Origin of the sequence: Streptomyces sp. NPDC004126 (genome assembly GCF_050275515.1) — a bacterium.
Taxonomy (GTDB): Bacteria; Actinomycetota; Actinomycetes; order Streptomycetales; family Streptomycetaceae; genus Streptomyces.
Window position 1 is genome coordinate 12,931 of record NZ_JBNNPF010000061.1, and the last position, 19,481, is coordinate 32,411.

The window sequence follows — 19,481 nt, forward strand, 5'->3', positions numbered from 1 at the left end:
GTCACATCCCGGCGATCAGCTTCTCCACCCGGTCGTCCACCGACCGGAACGGGTCCTTGCACAGCACCGTGCGCTGCGCCTGGTCATTGAGCTTCAGGTGCACCCAGTCGACCGTGAAGTCCCGCCGCTGCTCCTGCGCCCGGCGGATGAAGTCGCCGCGCAGCCTGGCCCGGGTGGTCTGCGGGGGCACCGACTTGCCCTCGAAGATCTTCAGGTCGTTGCACACCCGCGCCGCCTGGCCCTTGCGCTCCAGCAGGTAGTACAGGCCCCGGCGGCGGTGGATGTCGTGGTACGCGAGGTCTATCTGGGCGACCCGCGGGTTGGACATCGTCATGTTGTGCTTGGCCCGGTACCGCTCGATCAGCTGGTACTTCATCACCCAGTCGATCTCGGTGCCGATCCGGTCCAGGTCCTGCGCCTCGACGGCCTCCAGGGTGCGGCCCCACAGCTCCAGGACCTGCGCCACGACGCCGGTGTTGATGCCCCGCCGGTCGGCGAAGTCGAGGGCCTTGTCGAAGTACTCCCGCTGGATCTCCAGCGCCGAGGCCTCCCGGCCGGACGCCAGGCGCACCTTGCGCTGGCCCGTGATGTCGTGGCTGACCTCCCGGATCGCCCGGATCGGGTTCTCCAGGGTCAGGTCCCGCATCACCGTCCCCGCCTCGATCATGCGCAGGACGAGGTCGGTGGCGCCCACCTTGAGCAGCATCGTCGTCTCGGACATGTTCGAGTCGCCGACGATGACGTGCAGCCTGCGGTAGCGCTCCGCGTCGGCGTGCGGCTCGTCGCGGGTGTTGATGATCGGCCGGGAGCGGGTCGTGGCGGAGCTGACGCCCTCCCAGATGTGCTCGGCCCGCTGGCTGACGCAGTAGACCGCGCCCCTGGGCGTCTGCAGCACCTTGCCCGCGCCGCAGATCAGCTGCCGCGTGACGAGGAACGGAATCAGGATGTCCGCGAGGCGGGAGAATTCTCCGTGCCGGGCCACGAGATAGTTCTCATGACAGCCGTACGAATTGCCCGCCGAGTCGGTGTTGTTCTTGAAGAGGTAGACGTCGCCCGCGATTCCCTCCTCGTGCAGGCGGCGTTCGGCGTCGACGAGCAGGCCCTCGAGAATGCGCTCGCCCGCCTTGTCGTGAGTGACCAGTTCGGTCAGGTTGTCGCATTCGGGTGTTGCATATTCCGGATGCGAACCCACGTCGAGGTAGAGGCGGGCGCCGTTCCGCAGGAAGACATTGCTGCTGCGGCCCCATGACACAACACGGCGGAAGAGGTAGCGCGCCACTTCGTCAGGAGACAGTCGGCGCTGTCCCCTGAACGTGCACGTGACGCCGTACTCGTTCTCCAGCCCGAAAATGCGGCGGTCCATGACTGAACATTACGCCTTCCGCACACTTCTGAAACCGAGTTCGAGAACGGCGTTCCGGTCAGTTCTTGATCAACGGCTCCCGGGCGGCCTCCGCCGCACCCTCCGAGGACCCGTCCGCCGACCCCGCCACCGCCCGGCTGCGGCCCGCACCGGCCATCGCCCGCTGAGTCAGCATCAGCACCAGCAGGGCCGCGGCTCCTCCACCGCAGGCCACCGCGAAACCGGCCGCCACACCGCCCCGTTCCAGCGCCGGACCCGCCGCCGCCGTACCGATCGCCGCGCCGACGCCGAAGAAGGTCACCAGCCAGGAGAAGGCCTCCGTCACCGTGCCCGCCGGCGCGTGCCGGTCCACCACGATGAACGCGCACGCCAGCGAAGGCGCCAGGAACACGCCCGCCAGCGCCGCCAGCGCCGTCATCGCCACCGGACCGACGTCCAGCAGCAGCGGCAGGTAGCAGACGGCCAGCAGTCCCACCAGCAGCCGCAGCCGCCGCTCCGGCGCCCCGGCCCACTGCCGCGCCCCGTAGAACACGCCGCCGACCAGCGCGCCCAGACCCAGCGCCGCCATCAGCCAGCCGTACACCGCCTGGCCGCCGTTGTCGTCCGCGTACGCCACCGCGGCCACCGCGATCGAGCCCAGCGCCATGCCGACGAAGAAGAACGCGCCCAGCAGCGCCAGCAGCCCGCGCGAGCGCAGCGCGCCCAGCCAGTGCGCCTCGCGCGGCGCGGAGCGCCAGGTCCGCGAGGGCTCCGAGAGCACCACCATCAGCACACCGAGCAGACCCACGCCGTTCAGCACCAGCAGCGCCACCGCCGGAGACCACAGGGCCACGCACAGGGTGACCAGCAGCGGCCCGACCGTGTACATGATCTCCTGGGCCACCGCGTCCATCGCGTACGCCGCGTGCACCCGCTCCTCGCGGCCGCCGAGCACCCCCGGCCACAGGGCCCGCAGGCCGCCCTCCAGCGGCGGGGTGAAGAGGCCGGAGAGCACCATCGCGCCGTACGCGGCACCCACCGAGTCCGTGCCGGCCACCGCCAGCCAGACCATGCCCGCCGCCGACACCAGCGCCGCGGGCAGCTGCACGCGCGGCTGCCCGTACAGGTCCACGGCCCGGCCCAGCAGCGGCTGGCCGACGGCGTTGGCGAGGCCGTACACGGCCGCCAGCGCGCCCGCCAGGCTGTAGCTGCCGCCCTGGTCCCGGACGAAGAGGACGATCGCGATCGCCGCCGTGGCGTTCGGCAGCCGGCCTATCAGGGTGCCCGCCAGCAGCCTCGCGGCGTACCTGGTCCTGAGCAGCTCCGCGTAACCCGCGGCCATGACCGCCCCCTTCTGCCCGGATCCACGCCCGGGGTAATACGTATAACGAGACACGTCATACGTACCATGGCGGCAGACCCGGGGTCCACCCGGCGAGCCACGCGCACCCGCCCCACCTCGCATTTCAGGAGCTACCTGTGACGAGACCCACCAGCCGCGACGTCGCCACCGCCGCCGGGGTCTCCCAGGCCACCGTCTCCCTCGTCCTCGGCGACAAATGGCGCGGCCGCGTCTCCGAGCGCACCGCCGCCCTCGTCCGCGAAGCCGCCACCACCCTCGGCTACCGCCCCAACCTCGCCGCCCGCAACCTCCGGCTCGGCAGCACCCGCACCGCCCTCCTCGTCGTCCCCGCCCTCACCAACGAGTTCTTCGCCCGCGTCTACACCGGCGCCGCCCGCGTCGCCGCCGAGCACGGCTTCGGCGTCGTCCTCTACCCCTCCCCCGAAGGCACCGGCCCCGCCCGCGACCCCTTCGCCTCCGCCCGCGCCGCCCTCGACGGCGTCATCGCCTCCTCCATGGCCACCGACGCCCTCGAAGCCCTCGGCGGCGACGGCCTCCCCCTCGTGATGCTCGACAGCGACCCCGCCGCCGGACGCGCCGCCGCCCACGTCAACCTCGCCATCACCGACGGCATGCGCCAGGTCACCGAACACCTCCTCGGCCTCGGCCACCGCCGCTTCCTCCACCTCGCCGCCGACGTCGACTCCTGGACCTTCGACATCCGCGCCGAAGCCCTCGCCGCCCTCCTGCGCCCCCACGCCGTCCTGCGCGGCGCCCGGGCCGCGCTCACCGTCGACGCCGCCCGCGCCGTCGCCGGGGCCGCCCTGGCCGACCCCCGGGACCGGCCCACCGCCGTCATCTGCGACGACGACATCCTCGCCGCCGGCGTCTGCAAGGCCGCCCGGCGCCTGGGCCTGCGCGTCCCCGAGGACCTCTCCGTCACCGGCGTCGACGACCTCGCCCTCGCCACCGCCGTCGAACCCGAGCTCACCACGGTCGCCCTGCCCGCCGAGCGCGTCGGCGAACAGGGCATGACCGCCCTCCTCGCCGTCCTCGACGGCACCCCCTGGACCGCCCCCGAGATCCCCGTCGCCCTCACCGTCCGCGACTCCACGGGCCCCGCCCCCGCGCCCTGAAACGCGCGTGGGCCCCGGTCCACCCCCCATCGGGAGCGGACCGGGGCCCACGGCACCACACGGCCTACTCGGCGTCGTCCTCCGACACCTCGTCGTTCGAGACGGCATCCGCCTGGGCGGCCGCCGGAACGTCCGCCTCCAGCAGCCGCGCCAGCTGCCGGCCCCGGATCCGCTTGAACTTGCGCTGCTGCGACCGCGTACGGTCCAGCACCGCGACCTCCAGGCGCTCCGCCGGAATGGTCTTGTCCGCGCCGTTCGCCTGGCTCGACAGCGCCTGCACCGCCAGCTTGAGCGCGTCGGGCAGGGTCATCCCGTCCTGGTGGCGCTGGTCGAGGTAGGTGCTGATCTGCTCGGCGTTCCCGCCGACCGCGACCGAGCCGTGCTCGTCCACGATCGAGCCGTCGTGCGGCAGCCGGTAGATCTGGTCCCCGGCGGCCGTCGCACCGACCTCGGCGACGACCAGCTCCACCTCGTACGGCTTCTCGCCGGCCGAGGAGAAGATCGTGCCGAGGGTCTGCGCGTACACGTTCGCCAGACCGCGCGCCGTCACGTCGTCACGGTCGTAGGTGTACCCGCGCAGATCGGCGTAGCGGACGCCGCCAATCCGCAGGTTCTCGTACTCGTTGTACTTGCCGGCGGCCGCGAAGCCGATCCGGTCGTAGATCTCGCTGAACTTGTGCAGCGCACGGGACGGGTTCTCGCCGACGAACACGATGCCGTCGGCGTACTGCAGCACGACGAGGCTGCGGCCGCGGGCGATGCCCTTCCGGGCGTATTCCGCCCGGTCGGCCATGGCCTGCTGGGGTGACACATAGAACGGAGTCGACACCGGTTATCCGTCCCTTTCTTCTGGGCGACGAGACGAGGACTGGTCAGAGCAGGGCGGCACGCGGTCCGTCGGGCTCCTGGAGCCGACGGTCCGTCACCTTCCGGGCGAGCGCCTGCGACTCGTCCTCGTCCAGCCTGCGGAAGCCCTCGTCGGTGATGACGGTGACGATGGGGTAGATGTGGCGGTACAGGTCCGGGCCGCCGGTCGCCGAGTCGTCGTCGGCGGCGTCGTACAGCGCCTGGACGACCAGCGTGGTGGCCTGCTCCTCCGACAGGTCGGGGCGGTACAGCTTCTTCATCGAACCCCGGGCGAAGATCGAACCGGAACCGGTGGCGGCGTACCCGTGCTCCTCGGAGCGGCCGCCGGTCACGTCGTAGGAGAAGATCCGGCCCTTCTCCTTGGCCTCGTCGTACCCCGCGAAGAGCGGCACGACGGCGAGCCCCTGCATGGCCATCCCCAGATTGCTCCGGATCATGGTGGACAGCCGGTTGGCCTTGCCCTCCAGCGACAGCGTCGCCCCTTCGACCTTCTCGAAGTGCTCCAGCTCCAGCTGGAACAGCTTGACCATCTCCACGGCCAGGCCGGCCGTACCGGCGATGCCGACCGCGGAGTACTCGTCGGCCGGGAACACCTTCTCGATGTCCCGCTGCGCGATCATGTTCCCCATGGTCGCCCGCCGGTCACCGGCGAGCACGACCCCGCCGGGGAAGGTCACGGCGACGATGGTCGTCCCGTGCGGCGCCTCGACGATCCCCTCGGGCAGCCGCCGGTTCCCCGGCAGCATCTCGGGCGCGTGCGCGCCCAGGAAGTCCATGAAGGACGACGACCCCGGCGTCAGGAAGGCTGCCGGTAGACGCCCTGTGCTACGAGTGTTGGGTTCCACAGGTTTCCTTCCACGTAAGCGGCTGCACGCCGTATGACGTCCGGCCGATCCTTGTACTGCCCCATGGCTGCGCGGCAGCCGGACGGTGCGCCTCGGACCATACCCGCCTGATGATCACCAAGGCAGTCGGGCCTTCGATTCGAAGGCTAGAGGGCCTACTGGCCACCCTTTTGCACGAAGGACCGCACGAAGTCCTCGGCATTCTCCTCCAAGACATCGTCGATCTCGTCCAGAACCGAGTCGACGTCGTCGGAGAGCTTCTCCTGCCGTTCCTTGAGGTCGGACTGCGCTTCCGCGGCCTGCTCCTCGACCTCTTCGGTCGAGCGAGTGGCCTTCTGCTGTCCGCCGCCGGTGTCCTTGGTCGCCATGTCTACCTCACCCCGCTCGGTTCGCACGCTCACACGGAGAGACCCCGGGATTCGGGACCTCTCAAGATCAGACCCTACGTCGGACCCTACAAGGAGGGTCCGGCGTTCGTCCCCGTACTTTCACAACGTCCGGGTTCCTTCATGATTCCCGGGCCGGAGGCCTTTCAGGCCACCTCACTGCCCCGAAAGCACCCGGACCAGGTCCTCCGCCGTACGGCAGCGGTCCAGGAGCTCCTTGACGTGGTTCCGGGTCCCCCGGAGGGGTTCCAGGGTCGGGACCCGCTGGAGGGAGTCGCGGCCCGGGAGGTCGAAGATCACCGAGTCCCAGGAGGCCGCCGCCACGTCGTCCGCGTACTGCTCCAGGCAGCGGCCGCGGAAGTACGCCCGGGTGTCCTCCGGGGGCTTGCTCTCGGCCCGCTCCACGGCCGGCTCCTCCAGCAGCCGCTTCATCTTGCCGCGGGCGACCAGCCGGTTGTACAGGCCCTTCTCGGGCCGTACGTCCGAGTACTGGAGGTCCACCAGGTGGAGGCGCGCCGCGTCCCAGCCGAGTCCGTCGCGCCTGCGGTAGCCCTCCAGGATCTCCCGCTTGGCGATCCAGTCCAGCTCCCCCGCCAGGCTCATCGGGTCGGTCTCCAGCCGGCCCAGCACGTCCTCCCAGCGCCCCAGGACGTCCTTGGTCTGCTCGTCCGCGTCCGTCCCGAACCGCTCGTCCACGTACTTCCTGGCCAGCTCGAAGTACTCCATCTGGAGCTGTACGGCGGTCAGGGTGCGCCCGCTGCGCAGCGTGATGAGGTGCTGGAGGTCGGGGTCGTGGGAGACCTGGTGGAGGGTGCGGACGGGCTGGTCGACGGCGAGGTCGACGTTGATGAAGCCGTCCTCGATCATGGACAGGACGAGCGCGGTCGTGCCCAGCTTGAGGTACGTCGAGATCTCGGAGAGGTTCGCGTCGCCGATGATCACGTGGAGGCGGCGGTACTTCTCGGCGTCCGAGTGGGGCTCGTCGCGGGTGTTGATGATGGGCCGCTTGAGGGTGGTCTCCAGCCCGACCTCGACCTCGAAGTAGTCCGCCCGCTGGCTGATCTGGAAGCCGTGCTCGCGGCCGTCCTGGCCGATGCCGACGCGGCCGGCCCCGGTGACGACCTGGCGGGAGACGAAGAAGGGGGTCAGGTGTCGCACGATGTCCGAGAAGGGGGTCTCCCGCTTCATCAGGTAGTTCTCGTGCGTGCCGTAGGAGGCGCCCTTGTTGTCGGTGTTGTTCTTGTAGAGGTGGATCGGCTGGGCGCCGGGCAGCTGGGCGGCCCGCTCGGCGGCCTCGGCCATGATCCGCTCGCCGGCCTTGTCCCAGAGCACGGCGTCGAGGGGGTTGGTGACCTCGGGCGAGCTGTACTCGGGGTGGGCGTGGTCGACGTAGAGGCGGGCGCCGTTCGTGAGGATGACGTTGGCGAGGCCGATGTCCTCGTCGGTCAGCTGGCTGCTGTCGGCGGCCTCGCGGGCGAGGTCGAAGCCGCGGGCGTCCCGCAGCGGATTCTCCTCCTCGAAATCCCAGCGGGCGCGTCGCGCCCGGTGCATCGCCGCCGCGTAGGCGTTGACGATCTGGGACGAGGTGAGCATGGCATTGGCGTTCGGGTGCCCCGGAACGGAGATCCCGTACTCCGTTTCGATCCCCATTACTCGCCGTACGGTCATGCGGCCCTCCTTGCCCGGCGGCGCTCCCGTTCGGGAGCGGCGCTCAAGTACCGCTGGTGCTCCGGTGCGTCGTGTGCGGTGCCCGTCCCCGCACTGCGCGACCGGCGGTACGGAAGAGCCTAGAACCACTCCGCGCTGGTGGGGAGATCATTTCAGTCATTGAATTCGCCTTGTCACCGGCTGAAAAGGGCGGGCCCAAGGCTGGCCGTGAATGCGGGGCGGTAAAGCAGTCGGCCGCGGGTGCCGTGTGAGGCACCCGCGGCCGCCTCGCTCCGTCAGAGGTACTGACCCGTGTTCGCCACCGTGTCGATGGAGCGTCCGGTGTCCGCGCCCTGCTTTCCGGTGACGAGCGTGCGGATGAATACGATCCGCTCGCCCTTCTTGCCGGAGATGCGGGCCCAGTCGTCCGGGTTGGTGGTGTTCGGCAGGTCCTCGTTCTCCTTGAACTCGTCCACGCACGCCTGGAGGAGGTGGGAGACCCTCAGACCCTTCTGGTTGTGTTCGAGGAAGGCCTTGATGGCCATCTTCTTGGCCCGGTCCACGATGTTCTGGATCATGGCGCCGGAGTTGAAGTCCTTGAAGTAGAGGACTTCCTTGTCGCCGTTGGCGTACGTGACCTCGAGGAAGCGGTTCTCCTCGGTTTCGGCGTACATCTGCTCGACGACGGTCTGGATCATGCTGTGGACGGCCACCTGGGGCGAGCCGGAGTGCTCGCCGAGGTCGTCCGCGTGGAGCGGGAGCGAGGCCTTGAGGTACTTGGCGAAGATGTCCTTCGCCGCCTCGGCGTCCGGGCGCTCGATCTTGATCTTCACGTCGAGGCGGCCGGGGCGCAGGATGGCCGGGTCGATCATGTCCTCGCGGTTGGAGGCGCCGATGACGATGACGTTCTCCAGGCCTTCCACGCCGTCGATCTCGGCGAGCAGCTGGGGGACGATGGTGTTCTCCACGTCCGAGCTGACGCCGGATCCGCGGGTGCGGAAGAGGGATTCCATCTCGTCGAAGAAGACGATGACGGGGGTGCCCTCGCTCGCCTTCTCCCTCGCACGCTGGAAGACGAGGCGGATGTGCCGCTCGGTCTCGCCGACGTACTTGTTGAGGAGCTCGGGGCCCTTGATGTTCAGGAAGTACGACTTGCCGGCCGCCTGCCCGGTCACTTCCGCGACCTTCTTGGCAAGGGAGTTGGCGACGGCCTTGGCGATGAGCGTCTTGCCGCAGCCGGGCGGGCCGTAGAGCAGGATGCCCTTCGGGGGCCGAAGTTCGTGCTCCTTGAACAGGTCGGGGTAGAGGTACGGGAGCTCGACGGCGTCGCGGATCAGCTCGATCTGGTCGCCCAGGCCGCCGATCTTCTCGTAGTCGATGTCCGGGACCTCTTCGAGGACCAGGTCCTCGACCTCGCTCTTGGGGACGACCTCGTAGACGTAGCCGGAGCGGGGCTCGAGCAGGAGGGCGTCGCCGGGGCGGATGGTGATGTCCAGGAGCGGCTCGGCGAGCCTCACCACCCTCTCCTCGTCGGTGTGCCCGACCACCAGGGCGCGCTCGCCGTCCTCCAGGATCTCCTTGAGGGTGACGATGTCCCCGGCCCGCTCGAACTCCATGGCCTCGACCACGTTGAGCGCTTCGTTGAGCATGACCTCCTGGCCGCGCCGGAGGTCTTCCGGGTCGACGCTGGGGCTCACGTTCACGCGGAGCTTGCGCCCGCCGGTGAAGATGTCGACGGTGCCGTCCTCGTTCGCCTGAAGGAAGACACCGAAGCCGGCCGGCGGCTGTGCGAGGCGGTCGACCTCTTCCTTGAGGGCCACGATCTGGTCGCGGGCCTCACGGAGGGTGTTCGCCAGTCGTTCGTTCTGCGCGGAGACGCCTGCCAGATTCGTCTGGAGCTCGACGATCCGCTCTTCGAGAATCCTCGTGTGTCGCGGAGAGTCGGCGAGCTTGCGTCGCAGGACGGCGATTTCCTGCTCGAGATAGGCAACCTGGCCAGCGGGGTCCTCAGACCCTCGCCCGGGCCGGATGCCGCGGTTGATGTCGTCGTCGTGGGCTGCCACGGTCCTCACCTCCTCCAAGGGGAGCTGGACGCTTCCTGACCCTACCTGGGCTGGTGGTGATTGAAACCCCTAGATCACAAAGACGGTAGAGGTGTGTCCGATCTTCACCCTTGCGTACTCCCTCACGCCAGGGAAATACCCACCCTTCAACATCGGAAAGCAGCCGGTTGTAAGGTCGAACTGTTCAACACCCGTCAGGGGTCGCGCGACTTGCCGCGAGTCCTGTCCGGGGCGGATCACTCAGAGCAGGAAACGGCAGGAGATATGACCGTGCAGCAGGAGGCCCCGACGGGTGGTTCCGACGGGGCCGGGGAGCCGCTGGAGGTCTGGATCGACCAGGACCTGTGCACCGGGGACGGCATCTGCGTGCAGTACGCCCCGGAGGTGTTCGAGCTGGACATCGATGGTCTGGCGTACGTGAAGAGCGCTGATGACGAGCTGCTCCAGGAGGCGGGGGCGACCACTCCGGTTCCCCTGGTGCTCCTGCAGGACGTGGTCGATTCGGCCAAGGAATGTCCGGGAGACTGCATCCACGTGCGCCGTGTTTCGGACAGGGTCGAGGTGTACGGCCCGGACGCGGAGTGACGGTTCAAACACGTCCGGCGGCCGAGTCCGTCAGCTCCTGGCGGAATTTCCCGCCGGTCCAGCGCCACTTGGCGAGCTGCTTCACGTCGGGCTCGTAGCGCGGCACGGAGGGTGACGAGTAGCCCAGCAGGCGTGCGGTGACGTAGCCGTCGCGCACGGTGAGGCCGGTCACGTTCCGCCGCTGCCCGGCGTCGAGGAGGGTGGCGACGACCCGGGGGGCGGAGCCCTCCCGCGGGTCCTGGGCCAGTACGTAGAGCGCGTGGGGCGGGGTGCCGGAGCCCGCGTCGCAGCGGACGGCCGCCACGGTCTCGGGGCGGCCGTCGCCGTCGAGGTCGCCCTGGGCGGTTTCGGTGACGGTGTGCGGGGTGCCCTTGCAGTCCAGGGGGTACGCGGCCGCGTGCGCGTCGGGGGCCGTCGGGGCCGGGGCGGCGTCGGGGCCGGACGCGGGGGTGGCTCCGGTGGCCCGGCCGGGCTGGAGCAGTCCGGCGCCGGCTATGACGGCGGCGAGGGCGGTGGCCGTGGCGAGCCAGTGGACGGGCCTGGTGCGACCGTGCGCCAGGTCGGTGGGGCTGTGCAGCACGCCGGGTGTCTCCTGTGCGAAGGGTGACGGGGAGCCAGCATCGTGCCACACGTCACACAGGAGTGGAACGACCGGGTCCGACCCGCACGACACCGCGCCCCGACGACACTGCGCCCTGACAACGAAGAAGCGCTGTGGCGCAGTTCCCGGTTCGTACGGGGAACTGCGCCACAGCGCTTTCGTGTTGGCGGGGTGCGCTACGCGGAGCGGTCGCTGCCGGGGCCCTCGTAGTCCTCGCCGTAGGCGCCCTTGGAGGGGCGGCGGCGGCGCATGGGGGGCTCGACGCCGTCGGCGAGGCGGCGGGCGGTGACCAGGAAGCCGGTGTGGCCGATCATCCGGTGGTCGGGGCGGACGGCGAGGCCCTCGACGTGCCAGTTGCGGATCATCGATTCCCACGGCTGCGGTTCGGCGTAGCAGCCGAACTCGCGGATGGACTCGACGGTGCGCGAGAGCTGGGTGGTGGTGGCCACGTAGCAGCAGAGGATGCCGCCGGGGACGAGGGCCTTGGAGACGGCCTCCAGGCACTCCCAGGGGGCGAGCATGTCGAGGATGACGCGGTCGACGTCGGTGTCGGACAGGTTGTCCTGGAGGTCGCCGACGGTCAGCTGCCACGCGGGGTGCGGGCCGCCGAAGTAGCGCTCGACGTTGGCCGTGGCGATCTCGGCGAAGTCCGCGCGGCGCTCGTAGCTGTGGAGCATGCCCTGGTCGCCGATGGCGCGCAGCAGGAAGCTGCTGAGGGAGCCGGAGCCCACTCCCGCCTCCACGACGCGGGCGCCGGGGAAGATGTCGGCGAAGGCCAGGATCTGGCCCGCGTCCTTGGGGTAGACCACGGCGGCACCGCGGGGCATGGACAGGACATAGTCGGGGAGCAGGGGGCGCAGCGCGAGGTACGCGACGTTCCCCGTGGTACGGACAACACTGCCCTCGGGAGCACCGATCAGCTCGTCGTGCGGGAAGGAACCCTTGTGGGTGTGGAAATTCTTCCCGGCTTCGAGCGTGAACGTGTAGTGGCGGCCCTTGGGGTCGGTGAGCTGAACCTGGTCCCCGACCTCGAAGGGCCCGCGTCGGCGGGCGGCACCGGTCGGTTCGGACATGTGACCAGTGTATTGGGTTCAGGACTGGGGCCGCGCCATGGCCTTCACGAAGGCCTTCTCGACGTCGAGGGTGGACAGGACGCCGTAGATCTCGCCGGTGGGTTCGAGGACGAGGTACTCGGTGGCGGGGGTGGCGCGGAGGTGGTCGAGGAGTTCTTCGCCGGTGAGGTCCGCGGAAACCTTCATGCCGTCGGTGAGGTCCTGGGCGAGGGTGCTGACGGCGACCCAGGGGCGGCGGTGTTCGGGGACGGAGGCGATGGCGGTCTCGCGGACGATGGCGGTGGGGTCGCCCTGGCCGTCGACGACGACGAGGGCGCGGGCTCCGGCCTCGTTGGCGCGGCGGAGGGCTTCGGAGAGGGGGGTGGCGGTCTGGACGGGGATGGCGCGGCGGGTGAGGGCGCGGGCGCGGAGTTCGGGGAGGTGTTCGCGCAGGCGGGCCATGCGGAGGCTGTTGCCGGCGCCGGTCCAGATGATGGCGGCCAGGATCGCGGCGAGGAGGGCGTCCATGACGGTGTCCATGCCGCCGATTTCCCGGGTGGGGTTGCCGAGGACCCCGGTCTGGGTGAGGAGCGGCAGTCCGATGAGGACGGTGACGGCGAGGGCGCGGCCGACCCAGGCGGCGGCGACGGTGCCGGTCATGGGTTTGCCGGTGATGCCCCAGATGACGGCGCGGAGCATGCGGCCGCCGTCGAGGGGGAGGCCGGGCAGGAGGTTGAAGGCGGCGACGAGGAGGTTGGAGATCATCAGGCCGGCGAGGAGGACGCCGGGGACGGTCGCGGGGTGGACGGCCTTCATGCCGAGGTAGAAGGCTCCGGCGAGGGCGAGGGAGAGGAGGGGGCCGACGAAGGCGAGGACGAATTCGCGGCCGGGGGTCTCGGACTCCTTCTCGATCTCGGAGACCCCGCCGAAGAACTGGAGCTGGATGCGGCGCACGGGGAGCTTGTAGCGGAGCGCGGCGATGGTGTGCGCCAGTTCGTGGACGAGGACGGAGGCGTAGAAGGCCACGGCGAAGAAGAGGGAGACGAGGTAGCGCGCGGGGCCGAGGTCGGGCAGGACCCGGTCGAGCTGGTCTCCGAAGACCCAGGTGATGAGCGCGGCGACGAGGAACCAGCTGGGCGAGACGTAGACGGGCACGCCGAAGGGGCGGCCCATGAGGATGCCGCCGCCCGGGTCGGAGCGCTTGGACCTGCGCTCGCCGGTTTCGTCGGTGTCTGCCACGGTTTTCCTTCGTTCGTGCGGTGCTTCCGGTGGGCCGCGTCGCGTCGGTGGCGCGGTGCGCTGTTGCGCGGTGTGATGCTCCGATCATGCAGTGCGAGGGGCCCTTAGTCGATGGTATGCGCGTGCTGTCCGTCCCGGGTCGTAGGGTTTTACGCATGACGACGACCCCCGGTGCCGGTTCCGCAGATGCTTCTTCGGGTGCTTCCCGGCCGACCTCGCTGTCCCCGTCGCGGGCCGGTGACTTCATGCAGTGCCCGTTGCTGTACCGGTTCCGGGTGATCGACCGGCTTCCGGAGAAGCCGAGTGCGGCGGCGACGCGGGGGACGCTGGTGCACGCGGTGCTGGAGCGGCTCTTCGATCATCCGGCGCACGAGCGGACGGTGCCGCGGGCGAAGGAGCTGCTGCCGGGGCAGTGGGAGCGGCTGCTGGAGGCGAAGCCGGAGCTGGCGGAGCTGTTCCCGGAGGGGGACGAGGGGGCGGGGCTGGCGCGCTGGCTGTCGGAGGCGGAGGCGCTGGTGGAGCGCTGGTTCACGCTGGAGGACCCGACGCGGCTGGAGCCGGTGGAGCGGGAGTTCTTCGTGGAGGCGGAGCTGGAGTCGGGGCTGCGGCTGCGCGGGATCATCGACCGGGTGGACGTGGCGCCGACGGGTGAGGTGCGGATCGTCGACTACAAGACGGGCAAGGCGCCGCGGCCGGAGTACGCGGAGGGCGCGCTGTTCCAGATGAAGTTCTACGCGCTGGTGGTGTGGCGGCTGCGGCAGGTGGTGCCGCGGCGGCTGCAGCTGGTGTACCTGGGGAGCGGGGACGTGCTGACGTACGACCCGGTGCCGGCGGACCTGGAGCGGGTGGAGCGGAAGCTGCACGCGCTGTGGGAGGCGATCCGGGAGGCGACGGAGACGGGTGACTGGCGGCCGCGGCCGACGAAGCTGTGCGGCTGGTGTGACCACCAGGCGGTGTGTCCGGAGTTCGGGGGTACTCCCCCGGTGTATCCGCTGGTGGTGCGGCCCCGGGACGGGGCGGATCGCCCGGCCGGTTCCTGATCCGCCGGCCAGGGCAGAATGGGCGGCGTCCGCCGTTGCCGCCCGACGAATACGAGGTACCCCGTGGCGATCCGCGTCCTGCTTGTCGACGACCAGCCACTGCTGCGCACCGGTTTCCGGATGATCCTGGAGGCGGAGGGTGACCTCGTGGTGGTGGGCGAGGCCGGGGACGGTCTGCAGGCGTTGGAGCAGGTGCGGGCGCTGCAGCCGGACGTGGTGCTGATGGACATCCGGATGCCGCGGATGGACGGGGTGGAGGCGACCCGGCAGATCACCGGGCCGGACCGGAACGGGCCGGCGAAGGTGCTGGTGCTGACCACCTTCGACCTGGACGAGTACGTGGTGGAGGCGCTGCGGGCGGGGGCGAGCGGGTTCCTGCTGAAGGACGCGCCGGCGAACGAGCTGGTGCAGGCGATCCGGGTGGTCGCGGGGGGTGAGGCGATGCTGGCGCCGAGCATCACGCGGCGGCTGCTGGACAAGTACGCCGGTCATCTGCCGTCGGGTGAGCAGAGCCTGCCGGACACGCTGGGGACGCTGACCGAGCGTGAGGTGGAGGTGCTGAAGCTGGTGGCCCGGGGGCTGTCGAACGCGGAGATCGCGGCGGACCTGTTCGTCAGCGAGACGACGGTGAAGACGCATGTGGGGCACGTGCTGACGAAGCTGGGCCTGCGCGACCGGGTGCAGGCGGCGGTGTACGCGTACGAGAGCGGTCTGGTGCGTCCGGGCGCGCAGTAGGGCGTACGCCCCCGGGTACGGCTCCGCCCCGGCTCCCTTCTCGGGGGCCGGGGCGGAGGTGTGTCCGGGGCGGGTCAGCCCTTGCTGATCTCCCAGAAGCGGAAGACCGTGGAGGCGTCCAGGGACCACTGGAGACCGGTCACGTTCTGGCGGGCGACGGCGTACTGCTTGCTCTGCCAGAGCGGGAGGATCGGGAGCTCGTCGGCGACGATGTCCTGGAGGCGGGTGTAGTCCGTGTTGGCCGCGGTGCGGTCGGACTTGGTGGAGGTCGCGGGGATGATGGTCCCGGTGATCTCCTTGTTGTCGTAGTTGTTGCGCAGGACGTTGTCCGGGCCGAAGAACGGCTGGGTGAAGTTGTCGGCGTCGGGGTAGTCGGGGACCCAGCCCTTGACGTACACGCCGTACTTGCCGGCGTCGATGTCCTTCTCGTACTGCTCGAACTCGACGGACTTGACGTCGGCGTCGAAGAGGCCGCTGTCGTTGAGCTGCTTGGCGATGACCTGGAACTGGTGGTCGGTGGAGGGGCCGTAGCGGGACGGCGTCGACCACAGGGTCAGCTTGATCTTGCCGGTGATGTTGGCGGCCTTGAGGACCGCCTTGGCCTTCTCCAGCTGCGGCGAGCCGCCGTAGCGGTCGAAGTACGGGGTGGTGTGTCCGGCGATGCCGGCCGGGACGATCGAGTAGAGCGGGGCGGCGGTGCCCGCGTACACGTCCTTGACGAGCGCTTCGCGGTCGACGAGGTAGGCGATCGCCTTGCGGACGGGGAGCTTGCCGACGACGGGGTCGCTGACGTTGAAGACCAGGTGCTCGACTTCGGCGCCGGTGCCCTGGACGACGTCGACCTTGTTGTCGCCGGTCTTGGTGGCGGCGAGGCCGGCGATGTCCTTGGCGGCGAGGCCGCGGAAGGCGAAGTCGACGTCGCCGCTCTCCAGGACGGTCTTCAGGCCGGCCTGGTCGCCGTTGAAGAACTTCAGCGTGACGCCGGTGTTCTTGGCCTTGGCCTTGCCGCTGTAGGAGTCGTTGACCGAGAAGTTGGCGCTCTTCTCGCTGAAGGCGTCCAGCTTGTAGACGCCGGAGCCGACGGCCTTGTTGTCGGTGCGGAGCTTGTCGGCCGGGTATTCCTTGTGGTCGACGATGGCGCCCGCGCCCGACGCGATCTTGCTGGGGAAGGTGGCGTCGGAGGACTTCAGCTTGAAGACGACGGTCTTCTCGTCGGGGGCCTCGATGCCGGCGATCGACGAGAGCATCACGGCGGGGCCGTTGGGGTCGTTGATCTTCAGGGTGCGCTCGAAGGAGAACTTGACGTCCTTCGAGGTGAGGCTGTTCCCGTTGCTGAACTTGAGGCCGCTGCGCAGGGTGCACTTGTACACCTTGCTGTCGCCGCCCTCGAAGTTGCAGGCCTGGGCGGCGTCGGGCTCGGGGGTGGTGCCGCCCTTGGGGAACGTCAGCAGGGACTGGAAGACGTTGTTGAAGAGCAGCCAGGAGCCCGGGTCGTAGCCCGACGCGGGGTCGACGGACTTCACCTTGTCGGATATGCCCATGACCACGCCCTTGCCGTTGCCGGCGGCGGAGCCGTCCTGCGAACCGCAACCGCTGAGCAGCGCTGCGGCAGTGGCCGCGCCGAGCGGGGCTGCCAACCACTGGTTACGTCTCTTCACGCGAATTCCTTCACAGTCTTGTCTGTCGTTGCGCCGGCCTGCGACGTCCGCCGCCGGTCCTGCCGGTCTCAGCCGCTGACACCCCGGCCGAGTTCCCACAGCTGGAGGTCGGAGATGGCGTTGACCGACCATTCCACTCCGGTGATCCCGTCGCGTGCGGCGACGTACTGCTTGCCCTGCCACAGGGGCAGGACGGGGACGTCGTCGGCGACGATGTCCTGCATCTCCGTGATCGCGGGCACGGCGACGTTGCGGTCGGCCGCGCGGCGGGATTCGGGGATGAGCCTGGTGCGCACCGCGGTGTTGGCGTACGGCGTGCCCAGGAAGTTGTCCTGCTCCAGGAACGGGGCGAGGAAGTTGTCGGGGTCCGGGTAGTCGGGGAACCAGCCGAGCCCGTAGGCGGCGTAGTCGCCCTTCTTCTGGGCGGGGCGGAAGGTGCCCCACTCGTTGCCCTGGACGGTGATGTCGAACAGCTGGGTGGAGTTCAGCTGGGCCTTGAGTGCCTCGAACTCGGCGGCGGTGCCGTCGCCGTAGTGGTCCGTGGTGTAGTTCAGGGTCAGCTTGACGGGGGGCTTGACCCCGGCGGCCTTGAGGATGTCGGCGGCCTTGGCGGTGTTGGCCTCGCCGTACTTGTTGTAGAACGAGTTGACGTGGCCGGGCACGGCGGTGGGGACGAGCGAGTACAGGGGCTGCGCGGACTTGCCGTAGACCTTCGAGATCACGTTGTTGCGGTCGACGGCGGCGGCGAGGGCCTGGCGCACGGCCTTGTTGCTGACGGTCGGGGCGTCGGTGTTGAAGCCGATGTAGCGGATCTCCAGGCCGGGCATCGGGGTGAGCTTGACGCCCTTGGGGGGAGTCTTCGCGAACTCGGTGATCTGGGCGGGCGACAGGGTGCGGGAGACCACGTGGATCTTCCCGTCGGTGAGCGCCTTGCCCATGGTGGTGGAGTCGTCGAAGGTGCGCAGTTCGACCTTGTCGTTCTGCAGCTTGATGTCGCCCTTGTAGTTCGGGTTCTTGGTGAAGACCGCGCGGACGAGGTGGTTGTCCTTGACCTCGGCCTTCATCGTGTAGGGGCCGGAGCCGTCGACGGTGAAGCCGGGGCGGAGCTTCTTGGCCTCGTAGTTCTTCTCGCTGACGATGCCGGCGGCGGGGGTGGCGAGCTTGTACGGGAAGGTCGCGTCGGCGGTCTTCAGGTGGAAGACGACGGTGTCGGTGCCCTTGGTCTCGACGGTGTCGAGGGTGGAGAGGAGGGCGGAGGGGCCGTTCTCGTCCTTGATCGCGCGGACGCGGTCGATGGAGAACTTGACGTCCTTGGCGGTGACCGGGTCGCCGCTCGCGAACTTCAGGCCGGGCCGCAGGGTGCAGCGGTAGCTCTCGTTGCCGGTGTCGGTGAAGCGGCAGTCGGAGGCGGCTTCGGGGACGGGCTGGCCGCCGCCGCGCGGGGTGCGCACGAGCGTCTGGACGGTCTGGCGCAGGATGTTCCAGGCGCCGGCGTCGTAGGCGTAGGCGGGGTCGAAGGGGGCGGGAGCGTAGTCGGCGGCCTCGAACCGGTCGGTGGTACCGACGACGATCGCTCCGGACGCTGCTCCTCCGCCGCTCGCGCTGCCACATGCGGACAGCGCGGGGGTGAGCAGGCCGATCGCGGCCGTCAGCACCATGGTCTTGCGGTTCATGCTGGAAGTACTCCCTCACCCGGCACTTGTTCAAAGCGGCGTAGAGGGCACTTCGCGGCGGTCGCCCGTTCAGGGCGGAACGATCGGGCCGGTGTTTGACGATCGGTCCACGCGCGTACCGGCGCAAGGGTGCGCGGCCGGTACGGCAAGGGTGCGTGCGGAGTGCCCGCGTCGACATTAGTGGGCTGGGGCGGGATGGCTGGAACTGGCAGGAGTTGGGGTGTAATCGCACCGTGATGGGTGCGGACTTACCGCTTATGCCGGAGTCCTCGCAGATGCGGTCAGGAGATGATCAATCCGGACACAAAGGAAGCCCCCGGAGCCTGCGTGCGGGCTCGGCGGGGGCTTCCCGGGTGACCAAGGTCACCTGGCATTTCTCTCACGGACGGGGTGGAATTTCGGCCTCCGGGGTTAGAGGCGGAAGATCCTCCTGCCGGGCCGGGGACCCGGCCCCGTCGCGTACGGCACGGAGTGTGCGCGCTCAGTTCAGCGGAGTGATGAGCGAGCGCAGGAAGGGCAGGTCCACGTCCTCCAGCGAGCGGACGACGGTCCGGCCGGGCGCGGGCTCGATGACGCCGACGGAGGGGACGGCCACGACCCGGCAGCCGGCCGCCTCCGCGGCGGCGACCCCGGTGGCGGTGTCCTCGATCACGGCGCAGCGCGAGGGGTGCGCGCCGAGGGTGCCGGCGGCGATCAGGTACGGGTCGGGGTGGGGCTTGGTACGGGGCACCTCGTCGCCGGCGACCGTCAGCGTGAAGCGGTCGCGGCCGAGGGTGAGCAGCACCTGGTCGATGACGCGGCGGTGCGAGGCGGACACCAGGGCGGTGGGCACGTTGTGCCGGGCCAGCTCGCTCAGCAGGCGCTCGGCGCCGGGCATCAGGGGGACCCGGTCGGCGATGCGGGCCTCGAACCGCTCGTTGAGCAGGACGCTCAGCTCGGCGAGGCCGATGGCGGCTCCGGTCTGCTCGATGAGGAAGGACGCGCTGCGGCTCATGGGGCCGCCGACGACCACGTCCCGCCAGGACTCGTCCAGGCGGTGGCCGAGCTCCAGGAAGATCTGTTCCTCGATCTCCCACCAGAAGCCCTCGGTGTCGACGAGGGTGCCGTCCATGTCCAGCAGCACCGCCTGCAGGGCGTGCCCGTCGGCCGTGCGGGCGACGGGTGCGGGAACGGTGCTGGTCATGCGTACGCCTCTCGTGGGGACGACAAGGCCGGCCACCTCGCCCCGCGGGGACATCCCCTCGGGAACAGGTGACCGGCCTGTTTGGGA

17 protein-coding genes are annotated in these 19,481 nt (G+C 69.8%); 4 read left to right on the forward strand and 13 right to left on the reverse strand.

Features of this window, described 5'->3' with window-relative positions:
• Position 1: 1 nt before the first annotated feature.
• Together pafA and ACQKM2_RS35255 are read right to left on the reverse strand one after the other, a co-directional pair.
• Positions 2 to 1,363 (reverse strand): Pup--protein ligase, encoded by a 1,362-nt coding sequence (pafA, locus tag ACQKM2_RS35250; protein WP_007263177.1) that lies wholly within the window; start codon positions 1,361 to 1,363, stop codon positions 2 to 4.
• Positions 1,364 to 1,421: 58 nt separating this feature from the next.
• The gene (locus tag ACQKM2_RS35255) at positions 1,422 to 2,684 is read right to left on the reverse strand and encodes an MFS transporter (protein ID WP_427717061.1); all 1,263 of its coding nucleotides are present in this window, start codon (positions 2,682 to 2,684) and stop codon (positions 1,422 to 1,424) included.
• 137 nt (positions 2,685 to 2,821) lie between these two features.
• Here ACQKM2_RS35255 and ACQKM2_RS35260 point away from each other — a divergent pair, with 137 nt between their 5' ends.
• Positions 2,822 to 3,820: a LacI family DNA-binding transcriptional regulator gene (locus ACQKM2_RS35260; RefSeq protein ID WP_427717063.1), complete on the forward strand. Its 999-nt coding sequence runs from the start codon at positions 2,822 to 2,824 to the stop codon at positions 3,818 to 3,820.
• Positions 3,821 to 3,884: 64 nt separating this feature from the next.
• Here the strand turns inward: ACQKM2_RS35260 and prcA are convergent, their stop codons facing one another.
• The 5 genes from prcA to arc form a co-directional block, all read right to left on the reverse strand.
• Positions 3,885 to 4,649 (reverse strand): proteasome subunit alpha, encoded by a 765-nt coding sequence (prcA, locus tag ACQKM2_RS35265; RefSeq protein ID WP_362472096.1) that lies wholly within the window; start codon positions 4,647 to 4,649, stop codon positions 3,885 to 3,887.
• Between the two features lie 43 nt (positions 4,650 to 4,692).
• Positions 4,693 to 5,532 (reverse strand): proteasome subunit beta, encoded by an 840-nt coding sequence (prcB, locus tag ACQKM2_RS35270; RefSeq protein ID WP_427717065.1) that lies wholly within the window; start codon positions 5,530 to 5,532, stop codon positions 4,693 to 4,695.
• 155 nt (positions 5,533 to 5,687) lie between these two features.
• The gene (locus tag ACQKM2_RS35275; protein WP_042803062.1) at positions 5,688 to 5,900 is read right to left on the reverse strand and encodes a ubiquitin-like protein Pup; all 213 of its coding nucleotides are present in this window, start codon (positions 5,898 to 5,900) and stop codon (positions 5,688 to 5,690) included.
• Positions 5,901 to 6,074: 174 nt separating this feature from the next.
• The gene (gene dop, locus ACQKM2_RS35280; protein ID WP_125816225.1) at positions 6,075 to 7,586 is read right to left on the reverse strand and encodes a depupylase/deamidase Dop; all 1,512 of its coding nucleotides are present in this window, start codon (positions 7,584 to 7,586) and stop codon (positions 6,075 to 6,077) included.
• Positions 7,587 to 7,861: 275 nt separating this feature from the next.
• Complete coding sequence (gene arc / locus ACQKM2_RS35285) at positions 7,862 to 9,628, reverse strand: proteasome ATPase (RefSeq protein WP_427717068.1); 1,767 nt, start codon at positions 9,626 to 9,628, stop codon at positions 7,862 to 7,864.
• A 264-nt stretch (positions 9,629 to 9,892) separates the two neighbouring features.
• On the opposite strand from arc, the gene ACQKM2_RS35290 reads away from it, so the two are divergent.
• Positions 9,893 to 10,213, forward strand: a complete 321-nt coding sequence (locus ACQKM2_RS35290) for a ferredoxin (protein ID WP_042800683.1) — start codon at positions 9,893 to 9,895, stop codon at positions 10,211 to 10,213.
• A 4-nt stretch (positions 10,214 to 10,217) separates the two neighbouring features.
• Here ACQKM2_RS35290 and ACQKM2_RS35295 read toward each other — a convergent pair whose 3' ends face one another.
• From ACQKM2_RS35295 to ACQKM2_RS35305, 3 genes are all read right to left on the reverse strand, one after another.
• Entirely contained in the window at positions 10,218 to 10,793 is a 576-nt protein-coding gene (locus ACQKM2_RS35295) for a hypothetical protein (protein ID WP_427717069.1), read from the reverse strand.
• Between the two features lie 197 nt (positions 10,794 to 10,990).
• Complete coding sequence (locus ACQKM2_RS35300) at positions 10,991 to 11,887, reverse strand: tRNA (adenine-N1)-methyltransferase (protein WP_007263187.1); 897 nt, start codon at positions 11,885 to 11,887, stop codon at positions 10,991 to 10,993.
• A gap of 18 nt (positions 11,888 to 11,905) precedes the next feature.
• Positions 11,906 to 13,105, reverse strand: a complete 1,200-nt coding sequence (locus tag ACQKM2_RS35305) for a site-2 protease family protein (protein WP_427717070.1) — start codon at positions 13,103 to 13,105, stop codon at positions 11,906 to 11,908.
• A 155-nt stretch (positions 13,106 to 13,260) separates the two neighbouring features.
• Here ACQKM2_RS35305 and ACQKM2_RS35310 point away from each other — a divergent pair, with 155 nt between their 5' ends.
• Positions 13,261 to 14,145 carry a RecB family exonuclease gene (locus tag ACQKM2_RS35310; RefSeq protein ID WP_362471770.1) on the forward strand — a complete coding sequence of 295 codons (885 nt, stop codon included), beginning with the start codon at positions 13,261 to 13,263 and terminating at the stop codon, positions 14,143 to 14,145.
• Between the two features lie 63 nt (positions 14,146 to 14,208).
• Positions 14,209 to 14,880 (forward strand): response regulator transcription factor, encoded by a 672-nt coding sequence (locus ACQKM2_RS35315; protein ID WP_362471768.1) that lies wholly within the window; start codon positions 14,209 to 14,211, stop codon positions 14,878 to 14,880.
• A gap of 74 nt (positions 14,881 to 14,954) precedes the next feature.
• Here ACQKM2_RS35315 and ACQKM2_RS35320 read toward each other — a convergent pair whose 3' ends face one another.
• From ACQKM2_RS35320 to ACQKM2_RS35330, 3 genes are all read right to left on the reverse strand, one after another.
• The gene (locus ACQKM2_RS35320) at positions 14,955 to 16,538 is read right to left on the reverse strand and encodes an ABC transporter substrate-binding protein (RefSeq protein WP_427717071.1); all 1,584 of its coding nucleotides are present in this window, start codon (positions 16,536 to 16,538) and stop codon (positions 14,955 to 14,957) included.
• A 68-nt stretch (positions 16,539 to 16,606) separates the two neighbouring features.
• Complete coding sequence (locus ACQKM2_RS35325; protein ID WP_427717072.1) at positions 16,607 to 18,211, reverse strand: ABC transporter substrate-binding protein; 1,605 nt, start codon at positions 18,209 to 18,211, stop codon at positions 16,607 to 16,609.
• Between the two features lie 481 nt (positions 18,212 to 18,692).
• Positions 18,693 to 19,394, reverse strand: a complete 702-nt coding sequence (locus ACQKM2_RS35330; RefSeq protein WP_427717074.1) for an HAD family hydrolase — start codon at positions 19,392 to 19,394, stop codon at positions 18,693 to 18,695.
• Between the last annotated feature and the right edge of the window lie 87 nt (positions 19,395 to 19,481).

Excerpts from the sequence above, each read along its gene's own strand:
- ACQKM2_RS35325 (WP_427717072.1), bottom strand. The coding sequence starts at position 18,211 with ATGAACCGCAAGACCATGGTGCTGACGGCCGCGATCGGCCTGCTCACC.
- dop (WP_125816225.1), bottom strand. The coding sequence starts at position 7,586 with ATGACCGTACGGCGAGTAATGGGGATCGAAACGGAGTACGGGATCTCC.
- ACQKM2_RS35330 (WP_427717074.1), bottom strand. The coding sequence starts at position 19,394 with ATGACCAGCACCGTTCCCGCACCCGTCGCCCGCACGGCCGACGGGCAC.
- ACQKM2_RS35300 (WP_007263187.1), bottom strand. The coding sequence starts at position 11,887 with ATGTCCGAACCGACCGGTGCCGCCCGCCGACGCGGGCCCTTCGAGGTC.
- pafA (WP_007263177.1), bottom strand. The coding sequence starts at position 1,363 with ATGGACCGCCGCATTTTCGGGCTGGAGAACGAGTACGGCGTCACGTGC.
- ACQKM2_RS35255 (WP_427717061.1), bottom strand. The coding sequence starts at position 2,684 with ATGGCCGCGGGTTACGCGGAGCTGCTCAGGACCAGGTACGCCGCGAGG.
- ACQKM2_RS35290 (WP_042800683.1), top strand. The coding sequence starts at position 9,893 with ATGACCGTGCAGCAGGAGGCCCCGACGGGTGGTTCCGACGGGGCCGGG.
- ACQKM2_RS35310 (WP_362471770.1), top strand. The coding sequence starts at position 13,261 with ATGACGACGACCCCCGGTGCCGGTTCCGCAGATGCTTCTTCGGGTGCT.
- ACQKM2_RS35275 (WP_042803062.1), bottom strand. The coding sequence starts at position 5,900 with ATGGCGACCAAGGACACCGGCGGCGGACAGCAGAAGGCCACTCGCTCG.